General features: G+C 69.3%; 17 protein-coding genes. 11 read left to right on the forward strand and 6 right to left on the reverse strand.

From position 1 onward, the window contains the following. Positions 1 to 298 precede the first annotated feature (298 nt). The 10 genes from ACFWPS_RS35320 (at position 299) to ACFWPS_RS35365 (ending at position 18973) form a co-directional block, all read left to right on the forward strand. The gene (locus tag ACFWPS_RS35320) at positions 299 to 6598 is read left to right on the forward strand and encodes an RHS repeat-associated core domain-containing protein (RefSeq protein WP_383712883.1); all 6300 of its coding nucleotides are present in this window, start codon (positions 299 to 301) and stop codon (positions 6596 to 6598) included. A 28-nt stretch (positions 6599 to 6626) separates the two neighbouring features. Continuing rightward, positions 6627 to 6938, forward strand: a complete 312-nt coding sequence (locus ACFWPS_RS35325) for a hypothetical protein (protein WP_383712886.1) — start codon at positions 6627 to 6629, stop codon at positions 6936 to 6938. A 1741-nt stretch (positions 6939 to 8679) separates the two neighbouring features. Further along, the gene (locus ACFWPS_RS35330) at positions 8680 to 9918 is read left to right on the forward strand and encodes an IS256 family transposase (protein WP_383712889.1); all 1239 of its coding nucleotides are present in this window, start codon (positions 8680 to 8682) and stop codon (positions 9916 to 9918) included. 606 nt (positions 9919 to 10524) lie between these two features. Beyond that, positions 10525 to 11874: a hypothetical protein gene (locus ACFWPS_RS35335; protein WP_383712892.1), complete on the forward strand. Its 1350-nt coding sequence runs from the start codon at positions 10525 to 10527 to the stop codon at positions 11872 to 11874. A 129-nt stretch (positions 11875 to 12003) separates the two neighbouring features. Further along, complete coding sequence (locus ACFWPS_RS35340; RefSeq protein ID WP_383712895.1) at positions 12004 to 14652, forward strand: tetratricopeptide repeat protein; 2649 nt, start codon at positions 12004 to 12006, stop codon at positions 14650 to 14652. A gap of 156 nt (positions 14653 to 14808) precedes the next feature. Then, on the forward strand, positions 14809 to 15660 hold the full coding sequence (locus ACFWPS_RS35345) for a PP2C family protein-serine/threonine phosphatase (protein WP_383712898.1): 852 nt from the start codon (positions 14809 to 14811) through the stop codon (positions 15658 to 15660). 23 nt (positions 15661 to 15683) lie between these two features. Continuing rightward, entirely contained in the window at positions 15684 to 17039 is a 1356-nt protein-coding gene (locus ACFWPS_RS35350; RefSeq protein WP_383712900.1) for a VWA domain-containing protein, read from the forward strand. Positions 17040 to 17146: 107 nt separating this feature from the next. Then, a complete protein-coding gene (locus ACFWPS_RS35355) occupies positions 17147 to 17692 on the forward strand; it encodes an FHA domain-containing protein (protein ID WP_383712903.1) in 546 nt (181 codons plus the stop codon). Positions 17693 to 17950: 258 nt separating this feature from the next. Next, entirely contained in the window at positions 17951 to 18415 is a 465-nt protein-coding gene (locus ACFWPS_RS35360; protein WP_383712906.1) for a hypothetical protein, read from the forward strand. Between the two features lie 90 nt (positions 18416 to 18505). Beyond that, positions 18506 to 18973, forward strand: coding sequence for a hypothetical protein (locus ACFWPS_RS35365; protein WP_383712909.1), 468 nt, complete (start codon positions 18506 to 18508; stop codon positions 18971 to 18973). Between the two features lie 453 nt (positions 18974 to 19426). Here ACFWPS_RS35365 and ACFWPS_RS35370 read toward each other — a convergent pair whose 3' ends face one another. Genes ACFWPS_RS35370 through ACFWPS_RS35380 form a run of 3 tightly spaced genes read right to left on the reverse strand, consistent with a single transcriptional unit; the run spans position 19427 to position 21009 of the window. Beyond that, a complete protein-coding gene (locus ACFWPS_RS35370) occupies positions 19427 to 19645 on the reverse strand; it encodes a hypothetical protein (protein WP_383712912.1) in 219 nt (72 codons plus the stop codon). A gap of 18 nt (positions 19646 to 19663) precedes the next feature. Next, positions 19664 to 20605, reverse strand: a complete 942-nt coding sequence (locus ACFWPS_RS35375; protein ID WP_383712915.1) for a M56 family metallopeptidase — start codon at positions 20603 to 20605, stop codon at positions 19664 to 19666. Between the two features lie 14 nt (positions 20606 to 20619). Then, positions 20620 to 21009 (reverse strand): BlaI/MecI/CopY family transcriptional regulator, encoded by a 390-nt coding sequence (locus ACFWPS_RS35380; RefSeq protein WP_383712918.1) that lies wholly within the window; start codon positions 21007 to 21009, stop codon positions 20620 to 20622. 331 nt (positions 21010 to 21340) lie between these two features. Here ACFWPS_RS35380 and ACFWPS_RS35385 point away from each other — a divergent pair, with 331 nt between their 5' ends. Continuing rightward, a complete protein-coding gene (locus ACFWPS_RS35385) occupies positions 21341 to 22285 on the forward strand; it encodes an undecaprenyl-diphosphate phosphatase (RefSeq protein ID WP_383712921.1) in 945 nt (314 codons plus the stop codon). 71 nt (positions 22286 to 22356) lie between these two features. Here ACFWPS_RS35385 and ACFWPS_RS35390 read toward each other — a convergent pair whose 3' ends face one another. Genes ACFWPS_RS35390 through ACFWPS_RS35400 form a run of 3 tightly spaced genes read right to left on the reverse strand, consistent with a single transcriptional unit; the run spans position 22357 to position 25074 of the window. After that, complete coding sequence (locus ACFWPS_RS35390; RefSeq protein WP_383712924.1) at positions 22357 to 22977, reverse strand: DedA family protein; 621 nt, start codon at positions 22975 to 22977, stop codon at positions 22357 to 22359. Positions 22978 to 23014: 37 nt separating this feature from the next. Then, positions 23015 to 24406, reverse strand: a complete 1392-nt coding sequence (locus ACFWPS_RS35395; RefSeq protein WP_383712927.1) for an ATP-binding protein — start codon at positions 24404 to 24406, stop codon at positions 23015 to 23017. Then, positions 24403 to 25074 carry a response regulator transcription factor gene (locus ACFWPS_RS35400; RefSeq protein ID WP_383712930.1) on the reverse strand — a complete coding sequence of 224 codons (672 nt, stop codon included), beginning with the start codon at positions 25072 to 25074 and terminating at the stop codon, positions 24403 to 24405. Before ACFWPS_RS35400 ends, ACFWPS_RS35395 begins: the two co-directional genes overlap by 4 nt. Positions 25075 to 25083 lie beyond the last annotated feature (9 nt).

The raw sequence follows: 25083 nt of genomic DNA on the forward strand, positions 1-25083 counted from the left end.
CTGGGCAGGAGGGTTCATCGAGCGTGAAGGGATGGGTAGCGTCCGCTCGGATCGAGTGATCGTTATGGACACCGAGGGGCGGGACGCTGTGGTTTCTGGTAGACGCCGGGGCAGCAAGGCAGTCCGAACGGGCCTGGCCGCACGCACCTGTCTGAGCCGCATTGCACTGCGCGCCCCCATCGTGGTTCTCGCCACGATGGCGTTATGCGCCGGTGTCCTACAGGCAACGCCGGCCGACGCGGCAGCTCGGCACCGGGCGCCCACCCCCGCTCGTGACAAGCCGGTGCCGGTCACCGCTGTGACCTCGCATTACCACAAGCCCAAGCCCATGCCGTCCTACCGCCCCCCGCACATCTCATGGCCCTCTGGTGCGGCGAACGTCACCCTGAGCGGGACCGGGGCGAAAACGAAGCAGGCATCCGGCGCCGCGATACGTGCCGGGTCGCTCCCGGTGTGGATAGGTCCGGCGAAGACCGCAGGGAAGCGCAACGCCGCGCGGGCCGGGAAAACCACGGCCGCCACTCCGTCGGGCGTCGGTGTGCGGGTGCTGCCCCGCAGCGGAGCGAGCGCCGCAGGTGTGAACGGCGTCCTGCTGGGCCTGGACCGCCGTGACGGCGGCAATGCCGAAAGCCGCGTCGGCCTCAAACTGGACTACTCGGCGTTCACCGCCGCCTTCGGCGCCGACTGGGCATCCCGCCTGCACCTGGTGACGCTGCCCGCGTGTGCCCTGACCACGCCGCGGCTGGCCCGCTGCCGCACCCAGACACCGCTCACGTCCGCGAATGACAGCAGCACGCGCCGGCTGAGCGCGAACATCACCCTTCCTGCAGTGAAGAGCAGAATCGCGGCCAAAGAAGCGTCGGTGGTGGTGGCGGCGACCTCGTCGACGGGCGGAGGCGGCGGCGACTACTCCGCGACGTCACTGAAGCCGTCCGGGTCATGGCAGGCCGGCGGAAGCACCGACGCCTTCAACTGGTCCTACCCGATCGACACACCGGCGGTACCGGGCGGGCTCGAACCGAAGATCGCGCTGGACTACAACTCGCAGTCCCAGGACGGTCTGACCTCCTCCACGAACAATCAGGCCTCCTGGATAGGTGACGGCTTCGAGTACAGCCCCGGCTACATCGAGCGGTCCTACCAGTCCTGCCATCAGAACCCGTCCGGCACGACCAAGACCCAGGACAACTGCTGGTCCAGCAACAACACCATCACGCTGTCGCTCGGCGGCCAGTCCACGACTCTGATTCAGGACGACACCCACGGCGACTGGCATCCCCAGGACGACTCCAACGAGCGGGTGCAGTACAAGACCGGAGCCACCAACGGAGCCCAGAACGGCGAGTACTGGGTCGTCACCACGGACGACGGCACCCAGTACTACTTCGGGCAGAACCAACTGCCCGGATACGCCAGCGGGAACACGGCCACCAATTCGGTGTGGACCGAGCCGGTCTACGCCACCGCCTCCGGCCAGCCCTGCTACAACGCGACGTTCGCCAACTCCTGGTGCCAGCAGGCCTACCGCTGGAACCTCGACTACGTCGTCGATACCCACCAGGACACGATCTCGTACTTCTACACCACCGAGACCAACTACTACGCCCGCGACCTGGGCACCACCGCCAACACCTCCTACATCCGCGGCGGCTACCTCAACAAGATCATGTACGGGCAGCGGGCCGGCACGGTGTACACCACCTCCCCGGCCGGCCAGGTCACCTTCACCGTCAACGGCCGCTGCTCCACCTCCGCCACAGGCTGTGCGACCTCGGGCCTTTCCTCCTCGACAGCCTCCAACTGGCCCGACGTCCCGTATGACCTCAACTGCGCCAAGGACGCGTCCTGTTCGATTAACTCCCCGACCTTCTGGTCGGAGTACGAACTCACCGGAATCCAGACCCAGGCCCTGGTCGGCACCACCGAGACCAACGTCGACTCCTGGACCTTCGCCCACTCCTTCCCGGCCACCGGCGACTCCACCACCGCCTCGCTGTGGCTGTCCTCGATCACCCGTACCGGGCAGGACACCAGCGCGGGAGGCTCGACGGCCTCGATCTCCACCCACGCGGTGACGCTCACCGGCACCGCGCTGTCCAACCGCGTCAACGTCACCAACGGCTACCCGCCGATCACCCGCCACCGGCTCAACACCATCACCACCGAGACCGGCGCCATCATCAGCGTCGCCTACTCCTCGGCGGCCTGCACATCCGGAACCCCGAGCGACCCGAGCCAGAACACCAAACTGTGCTTCCCGGCCTACTGGACCCCGGACGGTCAGACCGCACCGATCCAGGACTGGTTCAACAAGTACATCGTCACCGGCGTCACCCAGCAGGATCCGACGGGTGGTGGCGTCAACGACACCGTCGCCACCCACTACATCCCGGTCGGCCTCCCAGCCTGGCACTACGACGACAATCCGCTCACCCCCTCCGATCAGCGCACCTGGAACCAGTGGCGCGGCTTCCAGGGCATGAAGGTGACCACCGGTACGGCCCCTGATCCCGTCACCGAGACCGACTACACCTACTTCCGGGGCATGGACGGCGACACCCTGCCCAACGGCGGCACCCGGTCGGTGACGGTCAGCGACTCCCGAGGCGATACCGGCATCGACGACCTCGACCAGTACGCAGGATCGACGTACGAGACGATCGGCTACAACGGCTCGGGCAGCGACAAGGTCGTCACCGACACCATCGCCGACCCCTGGACGTCCGCCGCGACCGCCACCCACATCGTGGGCGGTGGCCTGCCGGTCCAGCACGCCTACTTCACCGGCGACAAGAGGCAGCGGGTCTACATCCCCCTGTCCTCCGGCGATACCCGCGAGACGGAGACCGACTACACCCACGACTCCCGCGGACGCGTAAACCAGACCGATGATCTGGGCGATGTCTCCACTGCCTCGGACGACCTCTGCTCCACGACCACGTTCGCGGACAACACCACCGCGTGGATCCTGAACGCGCCGGACGAGGAGACCACGGTCGCGGTGAAGTGCTCGGCCACTCCGTCGCTGCCGGCCGACGCGGTCTCCGACACTCGTACGTACTACGACCTCTCCACCGCATTCGGTACCGCCCCCACCATCGGCGACACCACCATGGTGCAGCAGGCCATCGCCTACACCGGCTCCACACCCACCTTCACCACGATGGCCACCAGCACGGTGGACCAGTACGGGCGCACGCTGACGGCCACCGACGCGGACAACCGCAAGACATCGACCGTTTACGCCCCGACCACCGGCGCGGAGCCCACCTCGGTCACCGTCACCGACCCGCTCACGTACACGACGACCATCGCCTACGACGCCCTTCGCGGGCTGCCGCTGAAGTCCACCGACGCCGGCGGATACGTGACGACGGAGCAGTACGACGCGTTGGGCCGACTGACCGCCGTGTTCAAGCCGGGCATATCGTCCGCCGTCTACAAGGACTCCTACGTCCTGTCCAACAGCGCGCCCTCGGTGGTCACCACCCAGACCCTCAACGACGACGGCACCTACCGCACCAGCGAAGTCCTCTACGACGCACTGCTGCGTACCCGGGAGGCCCAGACCGGAACCGAGGACGGTGGCCGGCTCATCACCGACACCGTCTACAACACCGATGGCCTGACCGCCAAGACCACCGACCCCTACTACACCACCGGAGTCCCCGGCTCCACGCTGGTCCAGGCGCAGGACGGTCAGATCCCCTCCGAGACCGGCTTCGCGTACGACGGCGCGGGCCGCCAGACCGCGGCCATCTCCTACGCCCTCGGCACGGAGACCTGGCGGACCACCACCGCCTACGGCGGCAATGTCACCACCACCGTCCCCCCGGCCGGCGGCATCGCCAAGAGCGTTCTGACCGATGCCCGCGGCAAGACCACGGACCTGTACGAGTACCACGCGGGTGCTGCGGCGGACCCGGTCAACGACCCGGCCTCGGACTACTCCGACACCCACTACACCTACTTCCCCAGCGGGAAGCAGGCCACCGAGACCGATGCCGCCGGGAACTCCTGGTCCTGGACGTACGACCTGCTCGGCAACCAGACCTCCGCCACCGACCCGGACACCGGCACCTCGCACTCGACGTACGACAACGCCAGCCAGCTCCTGACGGTGACGGACGCCCGAAGCAAGCAGACCACATACACCTACGACAAGGACGGCCGGAAGACCTTCGCCTACGACACCACCGGCGGCGCGCCCACCTCCACCGGCAATGAGATCGGTGCCTGGACCTACGACACCCTGAAGAAGGGGTACCCGACCTCGTCAGTCTCCTACCAGAAGGGCACCACCAGCCCGTCGGTGGCGAACACGGTCCTGGCCTACAACGGCTTGGCCAAACCCGCGGCCAGCAAGGAGACTCTGGCGAACCTGCCCTCCAACACGGCCGCCCTCGCCCCCGCTGCCGGCTACACAACCAGCTACAGCTACAGCCTCACCGGAAACGTCGCCTCCCAGGGCGACCCGGCATCCGGCGGCCTGCCCGCCGAGACCATCAACTACGGCTACGACACCTACGGCCGACCCACCAGCGCCGGCAGTGACGGTGCCACCGTCTCCTGGGACTACGTCACGGCCGTCGGCTACTCGGAGTACGGCCAGCCCCTCCAGTACACCATGGGCCCCTCCGGCACCTGGGTCGCACTGTCCCTCACCTATGACCCCCAGACCCGGGCACTGACCGACGCCAAGACCACCGACGCCACCGCCGGCAGCGTGGTCGACGACACCGGCTACACCTACGAGGACAAGAGTAGAAACGTCTCGGCCGGAGCGGGCCTGGTCACCTCCACCACCGACAAGCAGAACGGCGGCGCCACCACCGACACCCAGTGCTACCAGTACGACTACGCCACCCGCCTGTCCGCAGCCTGGACCGCCACAGACCAGTGCGCCGCCACCCCCACCCCTGGCAGCAGCGTGTCCGTCGGCGGCCCGAACGCGTACTGGCAGTCCTGGACCTACGACGCGGCCGGCGACCGTAAGACCCAGACGGACCACGACACCTCGGGCACCACGGCCAACGACACCACGACCACTTACAACTACCCGCCCCAGGGCTCGGCCACCGACCAGCCTCACACCCTCACCAGCACCACCGCGACCGGTCCCGACGCCGCCAGGAACACCGCGTCCTACACCTACGACCTGTCCGGTGACACCGGCACCATCACCGGGGGCGCTACCGGTGACCAGAGTCTGGTCTGGAACGACCAGGGCAAGCTGGCCACCGACACCACCAGCGCCGGCACCACCAGCTACCTCTACGACACCGACGGCAACGTGGTGCTGCGTACCGATCCGGGGCAGGCCACGCTCTTCCTGGGCGACGAGCAACTCGTGGAGAACACCTCCACCTCGGTCCTGTCCGGCACCCGCTACTACTCGATCGGTGGTACGACGGTCGCCGAGCGGTCCAGCACCGGTGACATCCAGTACCTGATCCCCGACCGGCAGGGCACGGACAGCCTGGCCATCGACTACCAAACGCTGTCCGTCACCCGCCGCCAGTACCTGCCCTTCGGCGGCACCCGCGGCACCGCACCCACCACCTGGCCCGGCGACAAGGGCTACATCGGCGGCACCCCGGACCCGGCCACGAGCCTGGAGAATCTCGGCGCCCGCGAGTACGACCCGGCCAACGGCCGTTTTCTGTCCGCCGACCCGGTCCTGGAGTCCGCCGATCCCACCCAGCTCGCCGGGTACGACTACGCGGGCAACAACCCGACCACCGGGTCCGACCCGACCGGCCTGGACAACTGGTGGGCCGACCCCACCATGAACAAGCCCGTGGTGCCCGGCGCTCCGCCCATCTCGCAGGACCTCGCCAACGCCCAGGGCTTCGGGGACAGCTGCAATGCGCACAACTGCTCCGACTACTCGCCGTACAAGAAGCCCAGCTTCAAGCGCAAGCTCATCAATGCGATCCAGGACTACGAGCGCAAGGAACAGCAGCAGAAGTCGAAGTTGCACCAGTGGTGGCAGAGCCTGAAGAACTACGGCCACGCCATCCTCGACAACGGCCCGAACCTGGTCATCCACGCAGGTGAGACGGCCCTGGGGATCTTCATCACCAACGTCGGGGCCGACGTGGCCGGCGGCGGGGTCGTCATCTGCCTCTCCGGCATAGGCTGCCTCGTGGGAGCCCCGGCCGCAGCGGCCGGAGTCGCCACAGCCGCCGGCGGGGCCGCGCTGGCGGGCTATGGTACGAAGGGCCTCGCCGACGACCTCGGCAAAGTATTCTCCGAAGCGTCCAGCGACGCGTCATCCGGAAGTGATTCTGCAGAAGAGGGGATTTCGGATGTCTGGAATGAGGGTACTTTCGCCTCCCCTGAGGATAGTTTTGAATACCACTACGGTAAGCATGGTGCGCCAGTGAATGTCTCACCCGAACAATATTTGAAAGATTCAAAAGACTGGGCGGCGCAATTGTCCAAGCCGGGAGGTAAGGCTGGATTGAACGCCAAGAGGATGCCTTTTGATGACGGTCATTTTGGCGTGAAGTATACGGATCCCAATGGGGGTATGGGAGGCATTGTCGGGCCAGATGGAAAAGTGGTTTCCTTCTGGTATACGAACGCCCACTAAGAGTAGGGGATGGATAGTGTTGAGCTTTATGGACTCCTATACTCTGTGGCGCCACCTGCCGTTCCCTCCCAGTGGGTCGGATAAGGAACTGGTTCTGGCGCACAGCGACCTGGCGGGTGCCGACGAGTACGTAACGACGGTAATCAGATATGTGGAACGCGGGATCTTCAAGCCGGCGCCGGTTGACCTCCTCGCATTGCTTGAGGAACTTATGCATCGAATCGATCGGCTCGGTCGCGTCGCGTCGGATGGCGACCAGGAGGTCGCCCGTTCGCAACATGCATACGCGGCGCTACTGGACCTCGTTTATCGCCAGTTCCTCGAAGTGGCGGCGGAGTAATCCTCCTGGAAATGATTGATGGCCACGTTTGAGGTCTCGTGGATCGACTGACGTAATCGTGGCGGGTTGGACGGGGCGGGAGTGCGGGGCAGGTCGACGGCAAGGCTCTCGGCCGGGGGCGGGCGCAGGGCGGAGCGTGGAGCGCGACGTCTGGTACGACGGTGGCGGGGAGCCGGATGCCGATTACGTGCCAGGCCCAGGCCCATTCCCGGCCTGTGGCCAGGCGGCGCGCAGTGCAGCCGTGTGGTGCTCGCATCCGCCCGCTGAAGGGGGACCTGCTGGAGGCCCATCGCAGCTGGCAACATCTGCCCGGCGCCCCACGGCCCTTCTGACGCGCAGCCCGGCGGGCAACTGCCTGCGCCTGGCCACACATCCATGTTGGTGGCGTGGTTCGAGGTCGGCGATCTCCTCGCCCGCAGTGTTGGTGGCGAATCAGGTCAACCGCATGCCGTCGGCGTCGGTGAAGCGCAGTAGGGAGCCGGAGTACGGCCGTTCCTCGGCGGGGCGCTCCATTCCGCGGTGCTTCTCTTGGGCGTTTGGACCCTGCTGGGAGTATCGATCGAGTCCGTGCTCATCTGACGCATAGCTGTGGCGGTGACGCACGTATGACGCACGAGGCTCTCTGGGAGGTTCGATTTCGTCCGCTAAAGTACCTCTGGCCTGCATGTTTTCTATGAGGAGGCAAACTGCACACCTTCCCGATGACGCATCACTTGGAGTGCGTCGCGATCCTTGAACCGGCCGCAAAGGCCGCCTGACCTGCAGGTTTGAGTGCTGTGCGTTATGTGCGTTATGTGCGGTGTGGGCGTTACGGGCGATATCTTGACGCTGAAATGACGCTCTCCGAGGTATCTTGACGCTCATTTGACGCTCGTTCTGATGGGGCGTCAGGTGTCCGTCAGGTACCCCGATGGGCGGGTCAGGACGTGTCGAGGTAGGCGAGTGCCGGTGGGGCGCCGAGGGTTGCTGATGATCGATGACGCCCCTGCGTTCGCCGGAGGCGGTGAGCCAGTAGTGCCCGCCCAAGTCTCGGGCGTCCCACAGTGAGCGGCTGGTCGCGCGTGCCCGGCGCGCGAAGGCATCGCATCGAGGGCGTACGCGAAGACATCAGCCCGTACGGCACTTTTCACGTCATGGCCCGGCCGTTCCCGTCCCTCGCACACCACGCCGCTAGTCCTGCTGGGCGGCGAACAGTTCCAGGTGTGCGCAGGTGGGGCAACGATAAGCATCGATCTGCCAGTGCGGTCGGCCCATCCTCCTGGCATTGCCGAGCGGACCTCGCTTGAGGGGGCCCGCGATCCACCGCGCGAACCCGCGAGCGCCTTGTCCGGAGTCCTCGACGAAGCCTGGCTCCAGCCCCACCGCACCGCATTGGGTGCACCGTATGTTGTTCACCGTGGGAGTGTAGTGAGCAACTGCGGGCGTTGGTCATGAGGACCAGTTCCCGTCACCCTCATCCCGCGTGACGCGCAACAAACGCCCCGTGGCCTTCGTCGTCCACGGCCCCGTCAAAGACGATGACCGTCGGATGGTGATGCCGTCTGTGCTGCGCCGTAGGTCGCTTCTGCTGCTGCAGGGTTTGATGGTGTCCCTCGTCGTGGTGTACGGGATCAGTGGCCGGGAGTGCGCGGGCGTCTGCCCGGGGCGCACTTCTATGGGTGAGTACCGCTCCCTGAACAGGAGGCGGGCCACCGCGTAACTCTCCTTGGTGAACGCCCAGTTCAACCACGAGGAGTGCACGATGGCCCTGTCTCAGTCTGAGCTGATACGGCTCCTTGAGTCACTACGCTCGACCGACGGAATCGAGCTCATCCGCGCCATCGCCGAGCGAATGGTGCAGGAGCTGATCGAGGCCGAGGCGAGTGCCCACATCGGCGCGGAGTGGAACGAGCACACGCCGACGCGGACCAATATCCGCAACGGGCACCGAGAGAAGGTGCTGACCACGTTGGCCGGCGACCTGGACCTGGAGATCCCCAAGGCCCGCACCGGCAGCTTCTTCCCCAGCCTGCTGGAGCGGCGGCGCCGCATCGACCAGGCCCTCTACGCCGTCATCATGGAGGCATACGTGCACGGCGTCTCCACCCGTAGTGTCGATGACCTGGTCAAAGCCCTCGGCGGGGACAGCGGCATCTCGAAGTCGGAGGTCTCGCGGATCTGCCAGGCGCTGGACCAGCCGCTGACCGCGTTCCGCACCCGACCGCTGGATCACGTCCGCTTCCCCTACGTCTACCTGGACGCGACCTACTGCAAGGCGCGCGTGAACCACCAGATCGTCTCGCGGGCCGTCGTAGTCGCCACCGGCATCACCGAGGACGGAGGCCGCGAGGTCCTGGGCCTGATGGTCGGAGACAGCGAGAGCGAGTTGTTCTGGAAGGAGTTCCTGCGCTCGCTGCGAGAGCGCGGTCTGTCCGGGGTCCGCCTGGTCGTCACCGACCAGCACGCCGGGCCGGTCGCCGCGGTCCGCAAGGTGATGCTCGGCGCCGCCTGGCAGCGGTGCAGGGTTCATTTCCTGCGCAACGTCTTCAGCGTGATCGACCGGGATTCCGGTGAAATGGTCGCCGCGACGATCCGCACGGTCTTCACCCAGCCCACCGCCGGCCTCGTGCGCACTCAGCTGGACACCGTCGCCGACATGCTCGGCGCCCAGTTCCCCAAGGTCAAAGCGATGCTGTTGGAGGCGAAGGATGATCTGACCGCGTTCGCGGACTTCCCGCCCAGGCACTGGAAGAAGATCCAGTCCACGAACCCGCTGGAGCGAGTGAACCGGGAGATCAAGCGCAGGATCGACGTCGTCCAGGTCTTCCCCAACGACGACGCACTCATCCGGCTGGTCACCGCCGTGCTCTTCGAGATGCACTACGAATGGATCGCCTTTCCCCGCCGCTACCTCCCCGAAGGCAGCATGGGCGAGATCTACCGCGAACTCCCCGAAAGCACCCCCGCACTACCCAACACCCCGAACACGCCCGTCAGTTGATCCCCAACACCACGACGAGGGACACGACCCAGGGTTTCGCGTATACCGTCACCGGCAGGCAGGAGTTGCCGAAGTCCGTTGATCCGGCGCGCTCCGCTCGTCTTGTCGTAGGGCTTGCCCATGGTCGGCCCGGTCACTGGCGGGGCGGAAGAGCAGACTTGAAGGAGTCCTGGGTGTGATCCTCGGACAGCTCCGTCACCCGAATCCCTTGTCCCAGGCGCCCCTTCAGCCTCGCGTCAAGATTCCGATGACGCGGCGTCAAAGACGCGACAAGACAGGACTACTCCGTGTTCGAAACGCAAGAGTGGCCCTCGCGGAAGGCGCGGCGCAGGCCGCTCCGCAGTGCGAAGGGGACTCAACGCAATGCCGGACATCAGCGCCACGGAACAGCGCCCCGCGGCACCGCCCCAGGCGTCGGCTGAGACGGGGCCCGACTCCTCCCGGCCGTCCAGGGGCCGGCATCGCGAACCGCGTGTTTCCCCTGACAGCTGGATACGCCGACCGTTGCGCAGAATACGACGGCCGCGCCTCAGAACCCCGCAACTGTGGCGCGGCCGTCTCCCCAGGACCGTCCCTCAGTGGTTGAGAATGCTGCGCGGTGCCGCGTTGAGCGTTTCGGCGCTGCTCGTCATCGCGCTCGTCCTGACCGGACTGTTCACGCGCTCCGCCTGGTCGGACATCCGGAACCACTCCGCACCCCAGATCACCAGCGCCACCGGCCTGTACTTCACGCTCAACGACATGGACGCGCAGCTGGCCAACCAGCTGATGTTCGGCACCGACAAGGACCTCGCCGACGACCGGAGCACCGCCGCCCACATCTACAACCAGCGGCGCAGCCAAGCAGGCGTCTACCTGCGCGATCTCTCCGTCGCGGCCCAGGGCGACCCGGTCGCCGAGGCGTCCGTCGCCCAGGCCATCGCCGACTTCGGCAGTTACGAGGAGGGCGCCTCCCACGCCCTGATCCTCAGCAAGCAGCACGCCTTCGCCGCGGGAAGAACCGACGCCGACACGCTGGCCGCCTACCGGTCCACCACCGATCTGATGCGCACCCGCCTGCTGCCGGAGGCCGACCAGTTGGTCACGGCGAACAACATCGCCTTCAACACGACCTACGCCACGACCACGGACAGTCTGTCCTCGGCCCGGATCGGTGTCCTTGCCGCCGGTCTGCTGCTGGTCGCCGTACTCGTCGTCCTCCACCTCTTCTTCACGTTCCGGTTCCGACGCATCGTGAATCCGGCCCTGGCGGCCGCCGTTCTGATCGCCGTCGGCGTCTCCATCACCGCGAGCGCGCAGATCTCCGCCCAGCAGGACCATCTGCACGTCGCCCGCCGCGACGCCTACGACTCCGTCGTCGCCCTCACCCGGGCCCGCGCCGTCGCCTACGACGCCAACGCCGACGAGTCCCGCTACCTGCTGGACCAGCCCAACGCCGCCGAACACCAACAGCACTTCTTCGACAAGACACAGCAGCTCATGCGGCTGCCCGGAGCCACCATCCACACCTACGACGCGAAGGCCGCCGCCGCCATGGCCGGCTACCGCGCCAACCAGGAGGACCTGCGCTTCACCGGCTTCTTCGGCGACGAGTTCCGCAACATCACCTTCCGCGGCGAACGCGAACAGGCCGAGGCCGTCGTCGCCCGCTACCAGGTGTACGAAGTGGACGACCGCAAGATTCGCGCCATAGCCGCCTCCGGGGACGTGACCGGGGCGATCGCGTTCTGTGTCAGCTACAAGCCGGGGGAGTCCAACTGGGCCTTCGGCGAGTTCGACACGGCACTGCAGAAACTGATCAAGATCAACACCAGTGCGTATGAACAGGCTTCGTCACAAGGCGCCGGCAGCGCGCTCTCCGCGCCGGTCGGTCTCGCCGGCGCCGCGGTCGTCATCGTCGCTCTCGCCGTGGTCGGCCTGCGGCGCCCGCTGGCCGAGTTCCCGACGAAGGGCTGAGTGCGTGTCCGAGATCGGGTGGCTGGGAGATGCCCCGCGGGAATTCGCAGCCCTGCTGCCCGGGAGCGGGCCCGCGAACGGGTCGGTGAACCCGCGCATGAACATTCGATGGGGAACAGGGTGGACACCATGAGCAAGTGCCGACGCCCGGGCTGCGCCGGGACCATCGAGGACGTCGGCGGCGGCGATCTGTACTGCGACGTCTGCGGGCGCGCGCCCGTGTCGCAACGCGCCGGCACCGGGCGTATCAGGGGTGCCGGGGGCGCCACGCGAGCCGGGGCCTCGTCCGGGAACGAGGGCCCGGGGCGCAGCAGCTCCGGGAACACCTCGGCCTCGCCCCCGTCCGCGCTCGGGCGGCTGTCCCGCACCCTCACCGGCACCGTCGGCGGCCCGTCGATGACCGTACGCAGTTCCGGTTCCGCAGGCAGCGGACCGACCCGTGGCAGGCTCGGCGCCGGCCTGGTGTCCGTACCTCCTCTCCCGCGGCCCGATCCGGCCGCCAGAGTTCTGGAGAGCCCCCTGGTCCCGGAGCGGAACCGGTATTGCGGCAAGAGCGCCTGCGGTGCGCCGGTCAGCCGCGGCCGAGCCGATCGTCCGGCGCGCCCGGAGGGCTTCTGTGCCAAGTGCGGCCACCCGTACTCCTTCACCCCCAAGCTGCGGGCGGGTGATGTCGTCCACGGCCAGTACGAGGTCGCGGGGTGTCTGGCGTACGGCGGGCTCGGCTGGATCTACCTCGCCGTCGACCGGGCGGTCAGCGACCGTTGGGTGGTCCTGAAGGGCCTCCTCGACACGGGTGACGAGGACGCGCTGGCCGCCGCCGTCTCGGAGCGCCGGTTCCTCGCCGAGATCAAGCACCCCAACATCGTCCGCATCTACAACTTCGTCGAGCATCTCGACCAGCGCACAGGCTCGCTCGACGGCTACATCGTCATGGAGTACGTCGGCGGCAAGTCCCTGAAGGAGATCGCCGAAGAGCGGCGCGGCCCGGACGGCAAACGCGAGCCGTTGCCGGTCGAGCAGGCCATCGCGTACGCCGTCGAGGTCCTGGAAGCCCTCGGCCACCTTCACAGCCGTGGCCTGCTGTACTGCGACTTCAAGCTCGACAACGCCATCCAGCAGGAGGACTGGCTGGAGCTCATCGACATGGGTGCGGTCCGGCAGACGGACGACCAGGACTCCCCGATCTACGGCACCGTCGGCTACCAGGCGCCGGAGGTCGCCGAGTACGGCCCGTCCGTCGCCTCCGACCTCTACACGGTGGCCCGCGCCCTCGCCCTCCTCACCTTCGACTTCCCCGGCTACACGACCACCTTCGTCGACAGCCTCCCCGACCCCGCCGACGTCCCCGTCTTCTCCCGGTACGAGTCCTTCCACCGGCTCCTCGTCCGGGCCACCGACCCCGACCCCGGCAACCGCTTCAGCTCCGCCGCGGAAATGTCCGACCAGCTCCTCGGGGTCCTCCGCGAGATCGTGGCCTCGCAGACCGGCAAGCCCCGCCCCGCCCTGTCCAGCATCTTCGGGCAGGAACTGCGGGTCGTGGAGGACAAGTTGGTCGCCCCCCTGGTCGGCGCCGCCTCGGCCCTCGGCGCGCACGTCTTCCCGCTGCGGCGCATCGCCCAGCGCCGGCCGGTGGCCGGGGCCGTAGGCGCCCTGCCGGGGCCAGGGTCGGGGCCGGGGCGTACGGCGGGCACGGCGGGGGAGCCCGGTCACATCCCTGCGCCGGTCGGCGCGTCGGGCAACGCCGTCGTCGGCCTCGTCCCGGCCGCGCCCGGTACGCCCCACACCGGCCCGGGCCAGGCTGCCGACCCGGTCGGCGGTGTCGAGGCGGGAGCAGGAGCGGCGCCCGCCCTCGCGCAGCTGGATGCGAAGGCCGCCGCCCTCGCCCTGCCCGTGCCGCTCGTGGACCCGACCGACCCCAACGCCAAGTTCCTGGCGGGCCTGGCGGCCGCGACACCGGCGGAACTGGTCACGGCCCTGCGGTCCGCGCCCGTCGACTCCGTCGAGAGACGACTGCGGGTCCTCAGGGCGCGGCTGGAGCTGGACGACGTCGAGGCGGCGTCGCGGGTGCTGGCGGCGCTCGCCGACGACGATCTCGACGACTGGCGGGTGGTGTGGCACCGGGGTCTGACCGCGCTGGCGACCGGCGACCACGAAACGGCCGCGCTGGCCTTCGACGCCGTGTACGACGCCTTCCCGGGCGAGTCCGCGCCGAAGCTGGCGCTGGGCATCTGCGCCGAGAAGCTGGGCCGAGTGGAGCTGGCCGCCAAGTACTACCGGTTGGTGTGGTCCACCGACGAGCGCTACGTCAGCGCCGCGTTCGGCCTCGCCCGCGTGCTGCTCGCCTCGGGCGAACGGACCGGGTCCGTGGCGGCGTTGGAGTCGGTGCCGGAGTCCTCGATCCACTTCACGGCGGCCCGGGTCGCCGCGATACGCGCCCGGCTGCGCGAGCGGTCCCCGCGGGAACCGCTGCTGGAGGACCTCCGGGCCGCAGCCGCCCAGGTGGAGGAGTTGCGGGAGCTCGGTATCGGCGCCGACCGGAGCGAACAGCTCGCCTCCGAAGTACTGGGCAGCGCACTCGACTGGATTCTCTCCGGCAGCCCCGGCGCGGGCCCGGAGGCCGTCGGGACCGGACTCCTGGACTGCGGCCTGACCGAGCGCGAGCTGCGCTTCGGTATGGAGCGCTCCTACCGGGTGCTGGCCCGACTCGCCCAGCAGCACAGCTCGACGACCGAACTGGTGGAACGGGCCAACCGCTTCCGCCCCTGGACGTGGGTGTGAATGATGCCGCAACCGACCACCTGCCCTTCCTGCACCGAACCTCTGGAGCCCGAGGACACGTTCTGTGGCGCATGCGGCAGGGAACTGACGTTCCCGGGCGAGGAGGCATCTGCCCGGCCGCGCCCCCGCGACCACCGGGAGCAGGAGCTGGCGGGCGTGGCCGCGGTCAGTGACCGGGGGCTGCGGCACTACCGCAACGAAGACGCCTTCGCGGTGTCCGCGACCACGCTCCCTGACGGCACCCCCGCCGTGGTCGCCGTGGTGTGCGACGGGGTGTCGACCGCGCACCGCCCGGACGACGCGGCCGCGGCCGCCGCCGAGAGCACCACCGGGTCGCTGCTCGGAGCACTCCAGCGCGGCGCCTCGTTCGACGACGCGATGCGAGGCGCGCTGCTCACCGCGGACCGGACCGTCACCGACCTCGCCGGCGAGGATCCCGTAGGGGGCCGGGCCCCGCACCGGATCGCTCCGGCCTGCACCTGCGTCAGCGCCATCGCGTCCGGCAAGATCCTCACCGTCGGCTGGATCGGCGACAGCCGCGCGTACTGGATCCCGGCGGACCGCAGTGCCCCCGCAGCGCGCCTCACCGAGGACGACTCATGGGCGACCTGGATGGTCGCGTCGGGTCTGCCGCCCGAAGAGGTGTATGCGGACAGCAGTGCCCACACCATCACCGCCTGGCTCGGCGCGGACTCGGACGAACCCGATCCGCACACCACCACCTTCGAGCCGGACGGACCGGGGGTCGTGGTGGTGTGTACCGACGGGCTGTGGAACTACGCCGAGTCCGCCGAGGAGTTGGCGTCGGCGGTACCGGCGGACGCCTGCGCGCACCCCCTGCGATGCGCCCAGGTCCTGGTGGAGACGGCGCTCGACAGGGGCGGCCGCGACAACGTGACGGTCGCTGTCCTGCCGTTTCCGGTGTCTGCCGTACGAGCGGAGCACGACGTCGCGCGAGCGGAACGCGAACCCGCCCAACCGGAACACGAACCTGCGTCATCCGCGTGAAGCGGGCCTAAGGAGCGCAATCGATGGCTGTCTTCTCCAAGTCGACCGTCCCGCAGTTCGCGGTCGACATCCACCAGAACGAATACCTCCCGGAGAGCGGCCGCGAGGTCAACGCGATCGTGACCGTGACCGCGACCGGCGGCGGTACCCTCGGCGGCCAGCCGCTGGGGACCCCGAGCCCGTCCTCCTGGACACCCGGGACCGCACCGGACGCGGCCGTGGTCGTCATGGTCGACTGCTCCGGCTCGATGAACAATCCGCCGGCCAAGATGCAGAACGCGCGCGACGCGACCGCCGCCGCGATCGACACCATCCGCGACGGCGTGGCCTTCGCCGTGATCGCCGGTACCCACAAGGCCCGTGAGGTCTATCCCGCGGACGGCCGGCTCGCCGTGGCCGATGCCGCCACCCGCCACCAGGCCAAGCAGGCCGTGCACAACCTGATCGCGGACGGCGGTACCGCCATCGGCAGCTGGCTGTGGCTCGCCGACGAACTGCTCGCCACGGCCGACGTCCCGATCCGCCACGGCATCCTGCTCACCGACGGCCGCAACGAGCACGAGGAGCCCGGTGCGCTGCGGGCCGTACTCGCCACCTGCGCCGGACGCTTCACCTGCGACACCCGAGGCGTCGGCACCGACTGGGAGGTCAAGGAGCTGACCGACATCGCCTCGGCGCTGCTCGGCTCCGTGGACATCGTCGCCGACCTGTCCGGCCTGGCCGACGACTTCCGGCAGATGATGGAGAGGGCGATGGGCAAGGGCGTCGCCGATGTGGCTCTGCGCGTCTGGACCCCGGAGGGCTCCGAGATCAAGTGGGTCAAGCAGGTCGCCCCCACGGTCGAGGACCTGACCCTCCGCCGAGCCGAGACCGGACCCCGCGCCGGTGACTACCCGACAGGCTCCTGGGGCGACGAGTCCAGGGACTACCACGTCTGTGTCCGGGTTCCCCGCTCGGAAGTCGGCGAGGAGATGCTGGCCGCACGGATCTCCCTCGTGGTCCCCCAGCCCGACGGTACGACGCAGACGGTCGCCCAGGGCCTCGTACGTGCCTGCTGGACCGACGACATGGCGGCCTCCACCCACATCAACCCCCAGGTCGCCCACTACACCGGGCAGGCCGAACTCGCCCAGGCCATCCAGGAGGGCCTGGAGGCGCGCAAGCAGGGCGACTTCGACTCCGCGACCGCCAAACTGGGCCGCGCCGTCCAGCTCGCCAGCACCTCCGGCAACGACGACACCGCCAAGCTGCTGGCCAAGGTGGTGGATGTCGTCGACGCCGTGAACGGCACGGTACGGCTCAAGGCCAAGGTGGCCGGCGTGGACGAAATGACGCTGGAAACACGCTCGACGAAAACCGTACGTGTGAAGAAGAAGTAGCGCGCCCAGCGCGCAGAGGGGCGAAGAGAGAAAGAACGAACATGCCGACGTGCCCGAACGGCCATCAGTCCGGAACAGACGACTGGTGCGAGGTGTGCGGTCACCGCATGACCTCCGCAGCGGCCCCCTCAGCCGCCGAACTCTGCCCCGACTGCGGCGCGCCCCGCGGCGACCTCGCCCGATTCTGCGAGGAGTGCCGCTACGACTTCACCACCGGGGCAGGGGCCTGCGCAGTCTCCGCGCCTCGGTCACCTTCCTGGACGGCCACCGTCTCCGTCGACCACGAATACTTCGCCAAGGTGATGGCGCGCAGCGAGCCCGAGGACCAGGGACTCTACTTCCCCACCCACTCCCCGGACCGTCACATCCCCCTCACCCACGTCCTGATCACCATCGGCCGTCGCCGGTCCACAGGCCACACCCCCTTCATCGACCTGGGCGTTGCCCCCGAAGACCCGGGTGTCTCCCACGAACACGCCATCCTCATCCAGCAGCCCGACTCGACCTGGTCCCTTATCGACAAGGGCTCGACCAACGGCACGACGGTGAACGGCGCAGAGGACCCCATCGCCCCCTACAAGCCGGTGCCGCTGGCGGACGGCGACCGCGTACACGTCGGACTCTGGACAACGATCACCATCCACCGGAACTGAACCGCTGTGGTGTGCGCAAGCGCCTCGTGCTCGGTCCGACCGATCGGTGGGCGCTCCCTGCCTCGGCACAGGAGAGTGCCTCCGCCTGAAGCGGAACAAGGCGAGCTGCCGACTGTGCTCTGATCTCGGGCCCTCACGAGACGGGCTGTCGTGGTCTGCGAGCAGCCTGACGAACCCTCATAAGTGAAGGACAATGAGCGGATGAGTGGCATACGCAGGGCTCTGGGGCCGTTGGAACGAGTCGATGACCGCTGGGTTGTGGGCGATCACCTACGGCCGGGCGGCACGTGGCTGGAGTTGCGCGCCGAGGGTCTGCACCAAATCGCGGGGGAGTCCGAGGGACAGTTGATTCCCTGGCCCAGGGTCATGCTGGTCGGCTTCACGCTGGGCGCCAAGTATCCCCAGAAGGGCTCGTACGGTGTGCTGGCACTGCTGGGTGGGTTGCCGGGCCCCTGGAAGGGGCGTGGCCGTGGATATCTGCACATGACACTGCGGCACCCGTACGAGAACTGGTCGGCCTCCTTCGACCGCCACCCCCGCTGGTACGACTCGACTGAGCTGGTGCTGTTCGAGGAACTGCTCAGGCAGACCGCCGGCGAGGGTGAGGCGGACAGGCTCGCCGACTCGGATTGGTTGGGCCGGGCGGTCGAACTGCTGGTAACGCAGCGGCCACGGACGCCCAGCGGAGTACGCGAGGCGGTGGCCAGGGCCCGTCAATTGTGACGTGCAGTGGTAGGTGCCGAACCCGGAACCGCCCTGCGGGGTGTGCCGTCGGGAGGCGTGCAACGGACCGGTATCGCTACGACGCTCCGCGTGCCCGGCACGGCGGTCTTCCTCAACCGGGGCAAGGAGACCGCACCCCTGGCGATGCGGGCCAACCTCGAACACAACCACGTACGGCACGACCACGTCGTGATCCTGGCCATCACGACCGAACCCGTTCCCCGTGTCCCTGCCGACCGCCGGATCACCGTCGACGGCCTCGGCTACGCCGACGACGGGATCGTCCACGTCACTGCGCACGTCGGCTACATGGAGACATCGGACGTGCCCGGCATCCTGGCGGCGCTTGACCCGGCCACGACCGAGGGGCCGCTGCAACTCGACGAGGCGTCCTACTTCCTGTCCACGATCGAGCTCCGGCGCGGAACGGCGCCGACGATGGCGCCCTGGCGCAAGCGCCTGTTCATCGCCACGTCCTACATCACCGCGGACGCCGCCGAGTACTTCGGCCTGCCCCGCGACCGGACGGTCATCATGGGCTCGCACATCGAGGTGTAGGCGAGCGCCGACCCCCGCACCGAGACCGGACCGGCCCCGCCCGGCCAGGCCATCACCACGCCGTGCGGCCCGGGCTCCTCGACGTCTGCGCCCCTTTCCGTCCGTTGCCGGAGTGCGACGAGGAAGAGTTCGAGGCTCGGGCCGAGGCCGCCGGCAGCAGGCGACGCCGCTGCCAGGACGCAGCGAGGATCCGCTCCCACGTGCCATCCGCATGGCACTTGAGCAAACCCGGTTGCGGGCAGCCCGGAAAGTACCGTGTGCCTCCGGCAGGTCCCGCCAAGGCGAACAGGTGTGGAACTTCCATCCGCGTGACGGAGCCTCGAGTTGGCGACTTGTCGCGCAAGTCTGCCCCGAACTGGCCATGTGCGTATCGACGCGACAAGCGGCCCCCACTCCGATGCCCGCGAGAGGATCACGTTCCGCAGCCGCATGGAGTGGTCACCGGGAGCCGGTTCAGTCGTCGGTCATCGCGATGAGTTCTCCGTACCGGCCGTGGTAACAGACCTGGCCCGTGGTGGCGTTGACCGACAGCATGCCGGTGATCTTCCCGTGGGCCAGTGTGCGCTGCGTGTAATGGCCAGGGAACGGATCGGCGTCGCCCGGTGCCTGGCCTGCGCGGTGGTCGTCCAGCCACTGCGGCCGACGATCGCCCGCCGCGACGGCATGGCCCACTGCTGCTGTCGCCTGGCTCTATCCGGCGCCGACGCTCTTCAGCAGCAGGTGGAGGTCGTGGGCGGCTTCGGCCGTGGCGAGTGTCGCGGACGTCAGGACGACGGCGGTCGCGGCGGTGAGCGCCGGGTGGCGTCCGAGGGGTGGGGCGAGGAGGGCGGCGACGCGGCGGGGTACCGGACCGGCCTTGGCGAGCGGGGCGCGGCGGCCGAGGATGCCGAGGGCGGCGCCCGTCGGGCGGCCGAGGGCCGGGGTTCCGTGGGCGGCGAGGGCGGCCTTGCCGACCGTGCGGGCGACCCGCCTCCGGTCGCCGGTGACACCGGCCGCGTTCTCGTCGGCCCAGCGTTCGATGGTGTAGGTGACGGCGGCGGCCAGCGGGCGCAGCAGCGGGTTGGCGGCGGCGCCGAACTGGGCGAGGGCGACGAACGCGTAGTGGTGGGCGCTCAGGTGGGCCCGCTCGTGGGCGAGCAGGATGTCGTGCTCGGTGCCGTCCAGGGTGTGCAGCATGCCGGTGGAGACGACCACGCGGCCGGGGAGTCCTGGCAGTGCGTAGGCGTCGGGGGCGTCGTCCTCCACGACGACCGTGCCGTTCCGTGCGGGCATGCAGGCGGCGTCCAGGGTTGCGGCGGCCAGGGTACGGGCGCGTCGCCAGAGCATGCGGGCGGCGGCGAACAGGGCGCAGCCGAGCAGCAGGCCGGCGATGAGCGCGACGGGGAGCCGGGCCGGGTCGTCCTGCTGGGCCGAGAGGGCCGACCAGTGGCCGATGCCGGCGAGCTGGGGGATGCGGAGCAGGCCGGTGACGGCCAGCAGGCCGAGGGCGGTCGTGCTCGCCGTGCCCAGGACCAGGGACAGGGCGGTGAGCAGCCAGGTGGCGAGGCGGGGTTCGCAGCGTTCGGACAGGGGCCGGGCGGCGAACGGTGCGACGACGGAGAGCAGCAGTGGCAGGTAGACGGCGATGCGCATCGGGTCGGGCCTTCCTACTGGTCGCTTTCCTGCTCGGCGGCGAGCAGCTGACGCAGCAGGTCGGCGTCCGTGTCGGAGAGGGTGTCGGCGAAGCGGGCGAGGACGGTTTCGCGGTCGGGCCGTTCCTCCAGCACGGTGTGCATACGGCGGGCGGCGAAGCCGGCGTCGTCGGTGACGGGGGCGTACGCGTACGCCCTGCCACGAGGCGTGCGGGTCAGGAGTCCCTTGGTGTGCATGCGGGTGAGGATCGTCACGACGCTGTTGTAGGTCAGCTCGCCGCCCAGACGTTCGGTCACCTCGCCGGGAGTCAGCGCGGTGTCGGCCTGCTGCAGGTGGCCGAGGATCTCGGCCTCGCGGGCACCGTTGGCCCGCTTGGGGCTCCGGCCGTGTGCGGTGTCGGTCATGGGGGCTGCCGTACTCCCGTTCGTCTTCCGTAACCCAACACGCTCCTACGCGCGTGTAAAAATTCTCTCGCGCTCCGAGTCTGCCATGCACCCGCACCCCGGAGCGCTCCCTGGGGTCACGGGCGCCGGAGATGCGCAGGTCAGGGCGGAGACGGGCGATCCATGGCGTCGACGGTCACCAGGTATGGGGTTCACCTGCGCGGGTTGCGGCGCCCGCTCCCGGGCTTCTGCATTCTTACTCCCACACGCGTGTAAAAGTAAGCTCTCTTCGGACGAGCCCTCTCCGGGCCCGCACCTCCGTCTCCCTCCCCATGCCCGACGAGGAGTCCTCGTGACCGAACTGTCCTATCTCCAGGCCGTCGCCATCGGCGCCCTGCAAGGCGTGACCGAGCTCTTCCCGGTCTCCAGTCTCGGCCATTCCGTGCTGGTGCCCGCCTGGATCGGCGGCTCCTGGGGCCATCTGGTCACCGAGAACGCCACCGGAGACTCCGAGGGCTCCCCGTACCTGGCCTTCATCGTCGCCCTGCACGTGGCGACCGCGGCGGCCCTGCTTGTCTTCTACCGCAAGGACTGGGTCCGCATCGTCCGCGCCCTCGTCACCACCGTCCGCACCCGCAGGGTCGAGACCTCGACGGAACGCCTCGCCTGGCTGCTGATCGTGGCCACCATCCCGGTCGGCCTCACCGGACTGGCCCTGGAGCACACCTTCCGTACGCTGTTCGCCAAACCGCTGGCCGCCGCGGTGTTCCTCACCGTCAACGGACTGATCCTGCTGGTCGGAGAACGGCTGCGGCGCGGCTCGGAGGCCCGGCGGGCAGCAGCCCGGACGGCCGTGGTGAGCGCCGGTCCCGGGGCGGCCCTCGAAGCCGGCATCCCCGCGGGGTCCGCGAGCCGGCGACTGGACGCCCTCAGCTACCGCGAGGCGGGTGTCATCGGCCTGTTCCAGACCCTGGCGCTGCTGGCCGGGATCAGCCGGTCGGGCATCACCATGGTCGGCGGGCTGCTGCGCGGCCTGGACCACGAGGACGCCGCCAAGTTCTCGTTCCTGCTGGCCACCCCCGTCATCCTGGCCGCCGGCGTCCTCAAGCTGCCGAGCCTCGCCGGGCCCGCGGCCGCACACATCCACGGCCAGGTGATCGTCGGCTTCTTCACCGCCGCGATCGCCGCGTACGCCGCCGTGCGCTTCCTGTCCCGGTACTTCGCCACCCGCACGCTCACCCCGTTCGCCGTGTACTGCCTGGTGGCCGGGGTCGCCAGCATCGTCCGGTTCGGGTGACGGCCGGCGCGTTCGTGCGCCGTCCCCGGGTGTCGGCCGTGCCCGAGCCGGAAAGCTGAACGGTCTCCGGGTCAGTCCTGGTGCCGGCGGCGCAGTACGTGCCGGAGGACGAGTGCGGTGACCAGGGCGACGAGGGCGACGAGTGCGTAGAGCTGGTAGCGGCTGATCTCGTCGTAGATCGCGGTGATGTGGGTGCCCGCCACATAGGCCAGGCTCGCCCACAGGCCGACCCACAGTGCGGCGCCGAGGGCGTTGAAGACGAGGAAGCGGCGCCAGGGCATGCCGCTGGTGCCCGCGATGATGCCGTTGACCTGGCGCAGTCCCTCGACGAAACGGGCGACGGTGACGATCTTGCCGCCATGGCGGGTGAAGAACTCCTCGGCCGCCTCGAAGCGCTTCGGCGTCAGGAACACATAGCGGCCCCAGCGGTGCACGAAGGCCCGTCCGCCGGTGTGGCCGATCAGATAACCGATGTTGTCCCCGACGACGGCGGCGGCGAACGCGATGACCGCCACGGCCACGATGTTCAGATCTCCCGCCCCCGCGTAGATCCCGGCGGCGATCAGGATGGTCTCTCCCGGCGCGGGGACACCGAAGTCCTCCACGAGGACGACACCGCCGACGGCCCAGTAGCCGTAGTGGGTGAGCAGCGGGGCCAGGTGGGCCAGCGGGCCCGGAAGAGGCGGCGCCATGCCCCCACCGTACGCGGCCACCGAACCCGTGTGCCGGTCAGCAGGGCAGGGCGAGGACGACGCGGACCCCGCGCCCGGTGTTCTCGGCGTACGCGGTGCCGCCGTGGGCGGTGGCCACCGCTTGGACGAAGGCGAGCCCCAGGCCGGAGCCCTCGCCGGTCCGGCTGGCCTCCGCCCTGGCGAAGCGGTCGAAGGCCCGGGGCAGGAACTCCGGCGGGAAGCCGCTCCCCTCGTCCGTGACGCACAGCCGCAGCCCGTCCTCGTCGACCGTGGCCGTGAGCCGGACGGTCCCGGCGCCGTGGCGAAGGGCGTTGTCGACCAGGTTGCCGATGGCGGGCCGCAGCCACCGGCCGTCGACGTCGACGATCGCGCGGACGGCGTCGACGGTCAGGGCACGCCCCTCCCGCTCGGCGGTGCGCCGATGGGGGGCGACGGCCGTGCCGGCGAGGTCGGCGAGGTCGGTGGGAGCCCGGCTGAGGTGCTGGGCGGTGCCGAGTTCCTCCAGGTCCAGCAGGGCGTTGGAGAGCTCGATCAGGCGCTGGACCTCGGTGTCCACCGAACGGAGGGTCTCGGTGAGTTCTCCGGCGGAGCGGGGGCGGTGCAGGGCGACGTCGAGTTCGGCGCGCATCAGGGTCAGCGGGGTGCGCAGTTCGTGGCTGGCGTCCGCGACGAACCGGCGCTCGCGTTCGGCAGAGGCTTCGAGACGGTCGAGCATGTGGTTGAGGGTGTGGCCGAGCCGGGTGATCTCGTCGTCGCGGTCGGCGGGTACGTCCAGGCGCAGGTTCTGGGCGCCGTCCGCGAGACCGGCGGCACCGCCGCGGTAGCGCTCGACGGGACGCAGGGCGGCGCGCGCGGTGCGGTAGCCGACGTAGGAGGCGGCGATCAGGGTCAGGCCGGAGGCGAGGGCCAGCTGGGCGAGGAGTTCGCGCAGCGCCTCGTCACGGTGTCCGCGCCGGACGGCGGCGATCACGATCCGTCCCTGGCCGCCGACCGTGACGCGCTTGGCTTGCAGCCGCAGGGTGTCCGAGGTGATCGGCAGCAGGGAGCCGACGTCACGCCGGACGGTGGCTCCGTGCGCGGCGGCGCCCAGCTCGACCGGGGTCAGCAGTGACCGGTCGTGGAGGGCGGCGCTGGAGACCAGGACCCGGCCCTGTACGTCGAGGACCTGCCGGAGGCTGCCGCTGGGGCCGGGCGGGAGCTGTCCTCCGGCCGCCCGTACGGCCTGGTCGAGGCTGCGTTGGTAGGTGGTCAGGTCGTCGTTCAGCTGCCGGTCCAGGGCGGCCTGGACCCGCCAGTAGACCAGGCCCGCGGCACCCGCCAGCACCAGGGACATGGTGACGGCGACGGCCAGCACCAGACGGGCGACGACGGGCAGCCGGCGGAACCACGGCCACGGCCGCAACCGCAGCCGCTCGGTAAGACGGCTCACGGGGCGGTCTCCAGGCGGTAGCCGCGTCCGCGCAGGGTCGTGATCGTCGTACGGCCGAAGGCCCGGTCGACCTTGCCGCGCACCTTGGAGACGTGCACGTCGATGGCGTTGCTGCGCAGGTCGGTCTCGCCGTCCCAGACCTCGTCGAGCAGCTGGAGGCGGGTGACCACGCACCCGGCGTTCTCCATCAGCACCCGCAGGACGTCGAACTCCCGGCGGGACAGCTCCAGTTCGGCGTCCGCCCGCCAGGCCCGCTGCTGCTCGGGGTCGAGGACGAGGTCGCCGACCCGCAGCCGCCCGGAGGGCTCGGGGCGCCGCCGGGATATCGCCCGCAGCCGGGCCAGCAGCTCCTCCATGGCGAACGGCTTGACCACGTAGTCGTCGGCGCCGGCGTCCAGCCCCGCCACCCGTTCGCTGATCGCACCACGTGCGGTGAGCAGGATCACGGGAACGTCGATGCCCTCGCCGCGCAGCGTCCGGCACACCTCGACGCCGTCCATGCCCGGCAGCATCACGTCCAGCAGTACCGCGTCCAGGCGCGGATCGCGGGCGGCGGCGAGGCCGGACGGCCCGTCGTAGCGGCCCTCGGCGGTGTGGCCGGACTCGGTCAGGTAGCGGACGACCAGATCGGTCAGGCGGGTCTCGTCGTCGACGACCAGGCAGTGCATGCCGGCCAG

It is taken from the genome of Streptomyces sp. NPDC058457 (genome assembly GCF_042720695.1).
In the GTDB taxonomy this organism is placed as follows: Bacteria; Actinomycetota; Actinomycetes; order Streptomycetales; family Streptomycetaceae; genus Streptomyces.

Bases quoted from the DNA above. Each gene is read 5' to 3' on its own strand.
- ACFWPS_RS35390 (WP_383712924.1), bottom strand. From the start codon at position 22,977: ATGGCGCCGCCTCTTCCGGGCCCGCTGGCCCACCTGGCCCCGCTGCTC.
- ACFWPS_RS35355 (WP_383712903.1), top strand. From the start codon at position 17,147: ATGACCTCCGCAGCGGCCCCCTCAGCCGCCGAACTCTGCCCCGACTGC.
- ACFWPS_RS35380 (WP_383712918.1), bottom strand. From the start codon at position 21,009: ATGACCGACACCGCACACGGCCGGAGCCCCAAGCGGGCCAACGGTGCC.
- ACFWPS_RS35400 (WP_383712930.1), bottom strand. From the start codon at position 25,074: ATGCACTGCCTGGTCGTCGACGACGAGACCCGCCTGACCGATCTGGTC.
- ACFWPS_RS35330 (WP_383712889.1), top strand. From the start codon at position 8,680: ATGGCCCTGTCTCAGTCTGAGCTGATACGGCTCCTTGAGTCACTACGC.
- ACFWPS_RS35375 (WP_383712915.1), bottom strand. From the start codon at position 20,605: ATGCGCATCGCCGTCTACCTGCCACTGCTGCTCTCCGTCGTCGCACCG.
- ACFWPS_RS35340 (WP_383712895.1), top strand. From the start codon at position 12,004: ATGAGCAAGTGCCGACGCCCGGGCTGCGCCGGGACCATCGAGGACGTC.
- ACFWPS_RS35325 (WP_383712886.1), top strand. From the start codon at position 6,627: ATGGACTCCTATACTCTGTGGCGCCACCTGCCGTTCCCTCCCAGTGGG.
- ACFWPS_RS35350 (WP_383712900.1), top strand. From the start codon at position 15,684: ATGGCTGTCTTCTCCAAGTCGACCGTCCCGCAGTTCGCGGTCGACATC.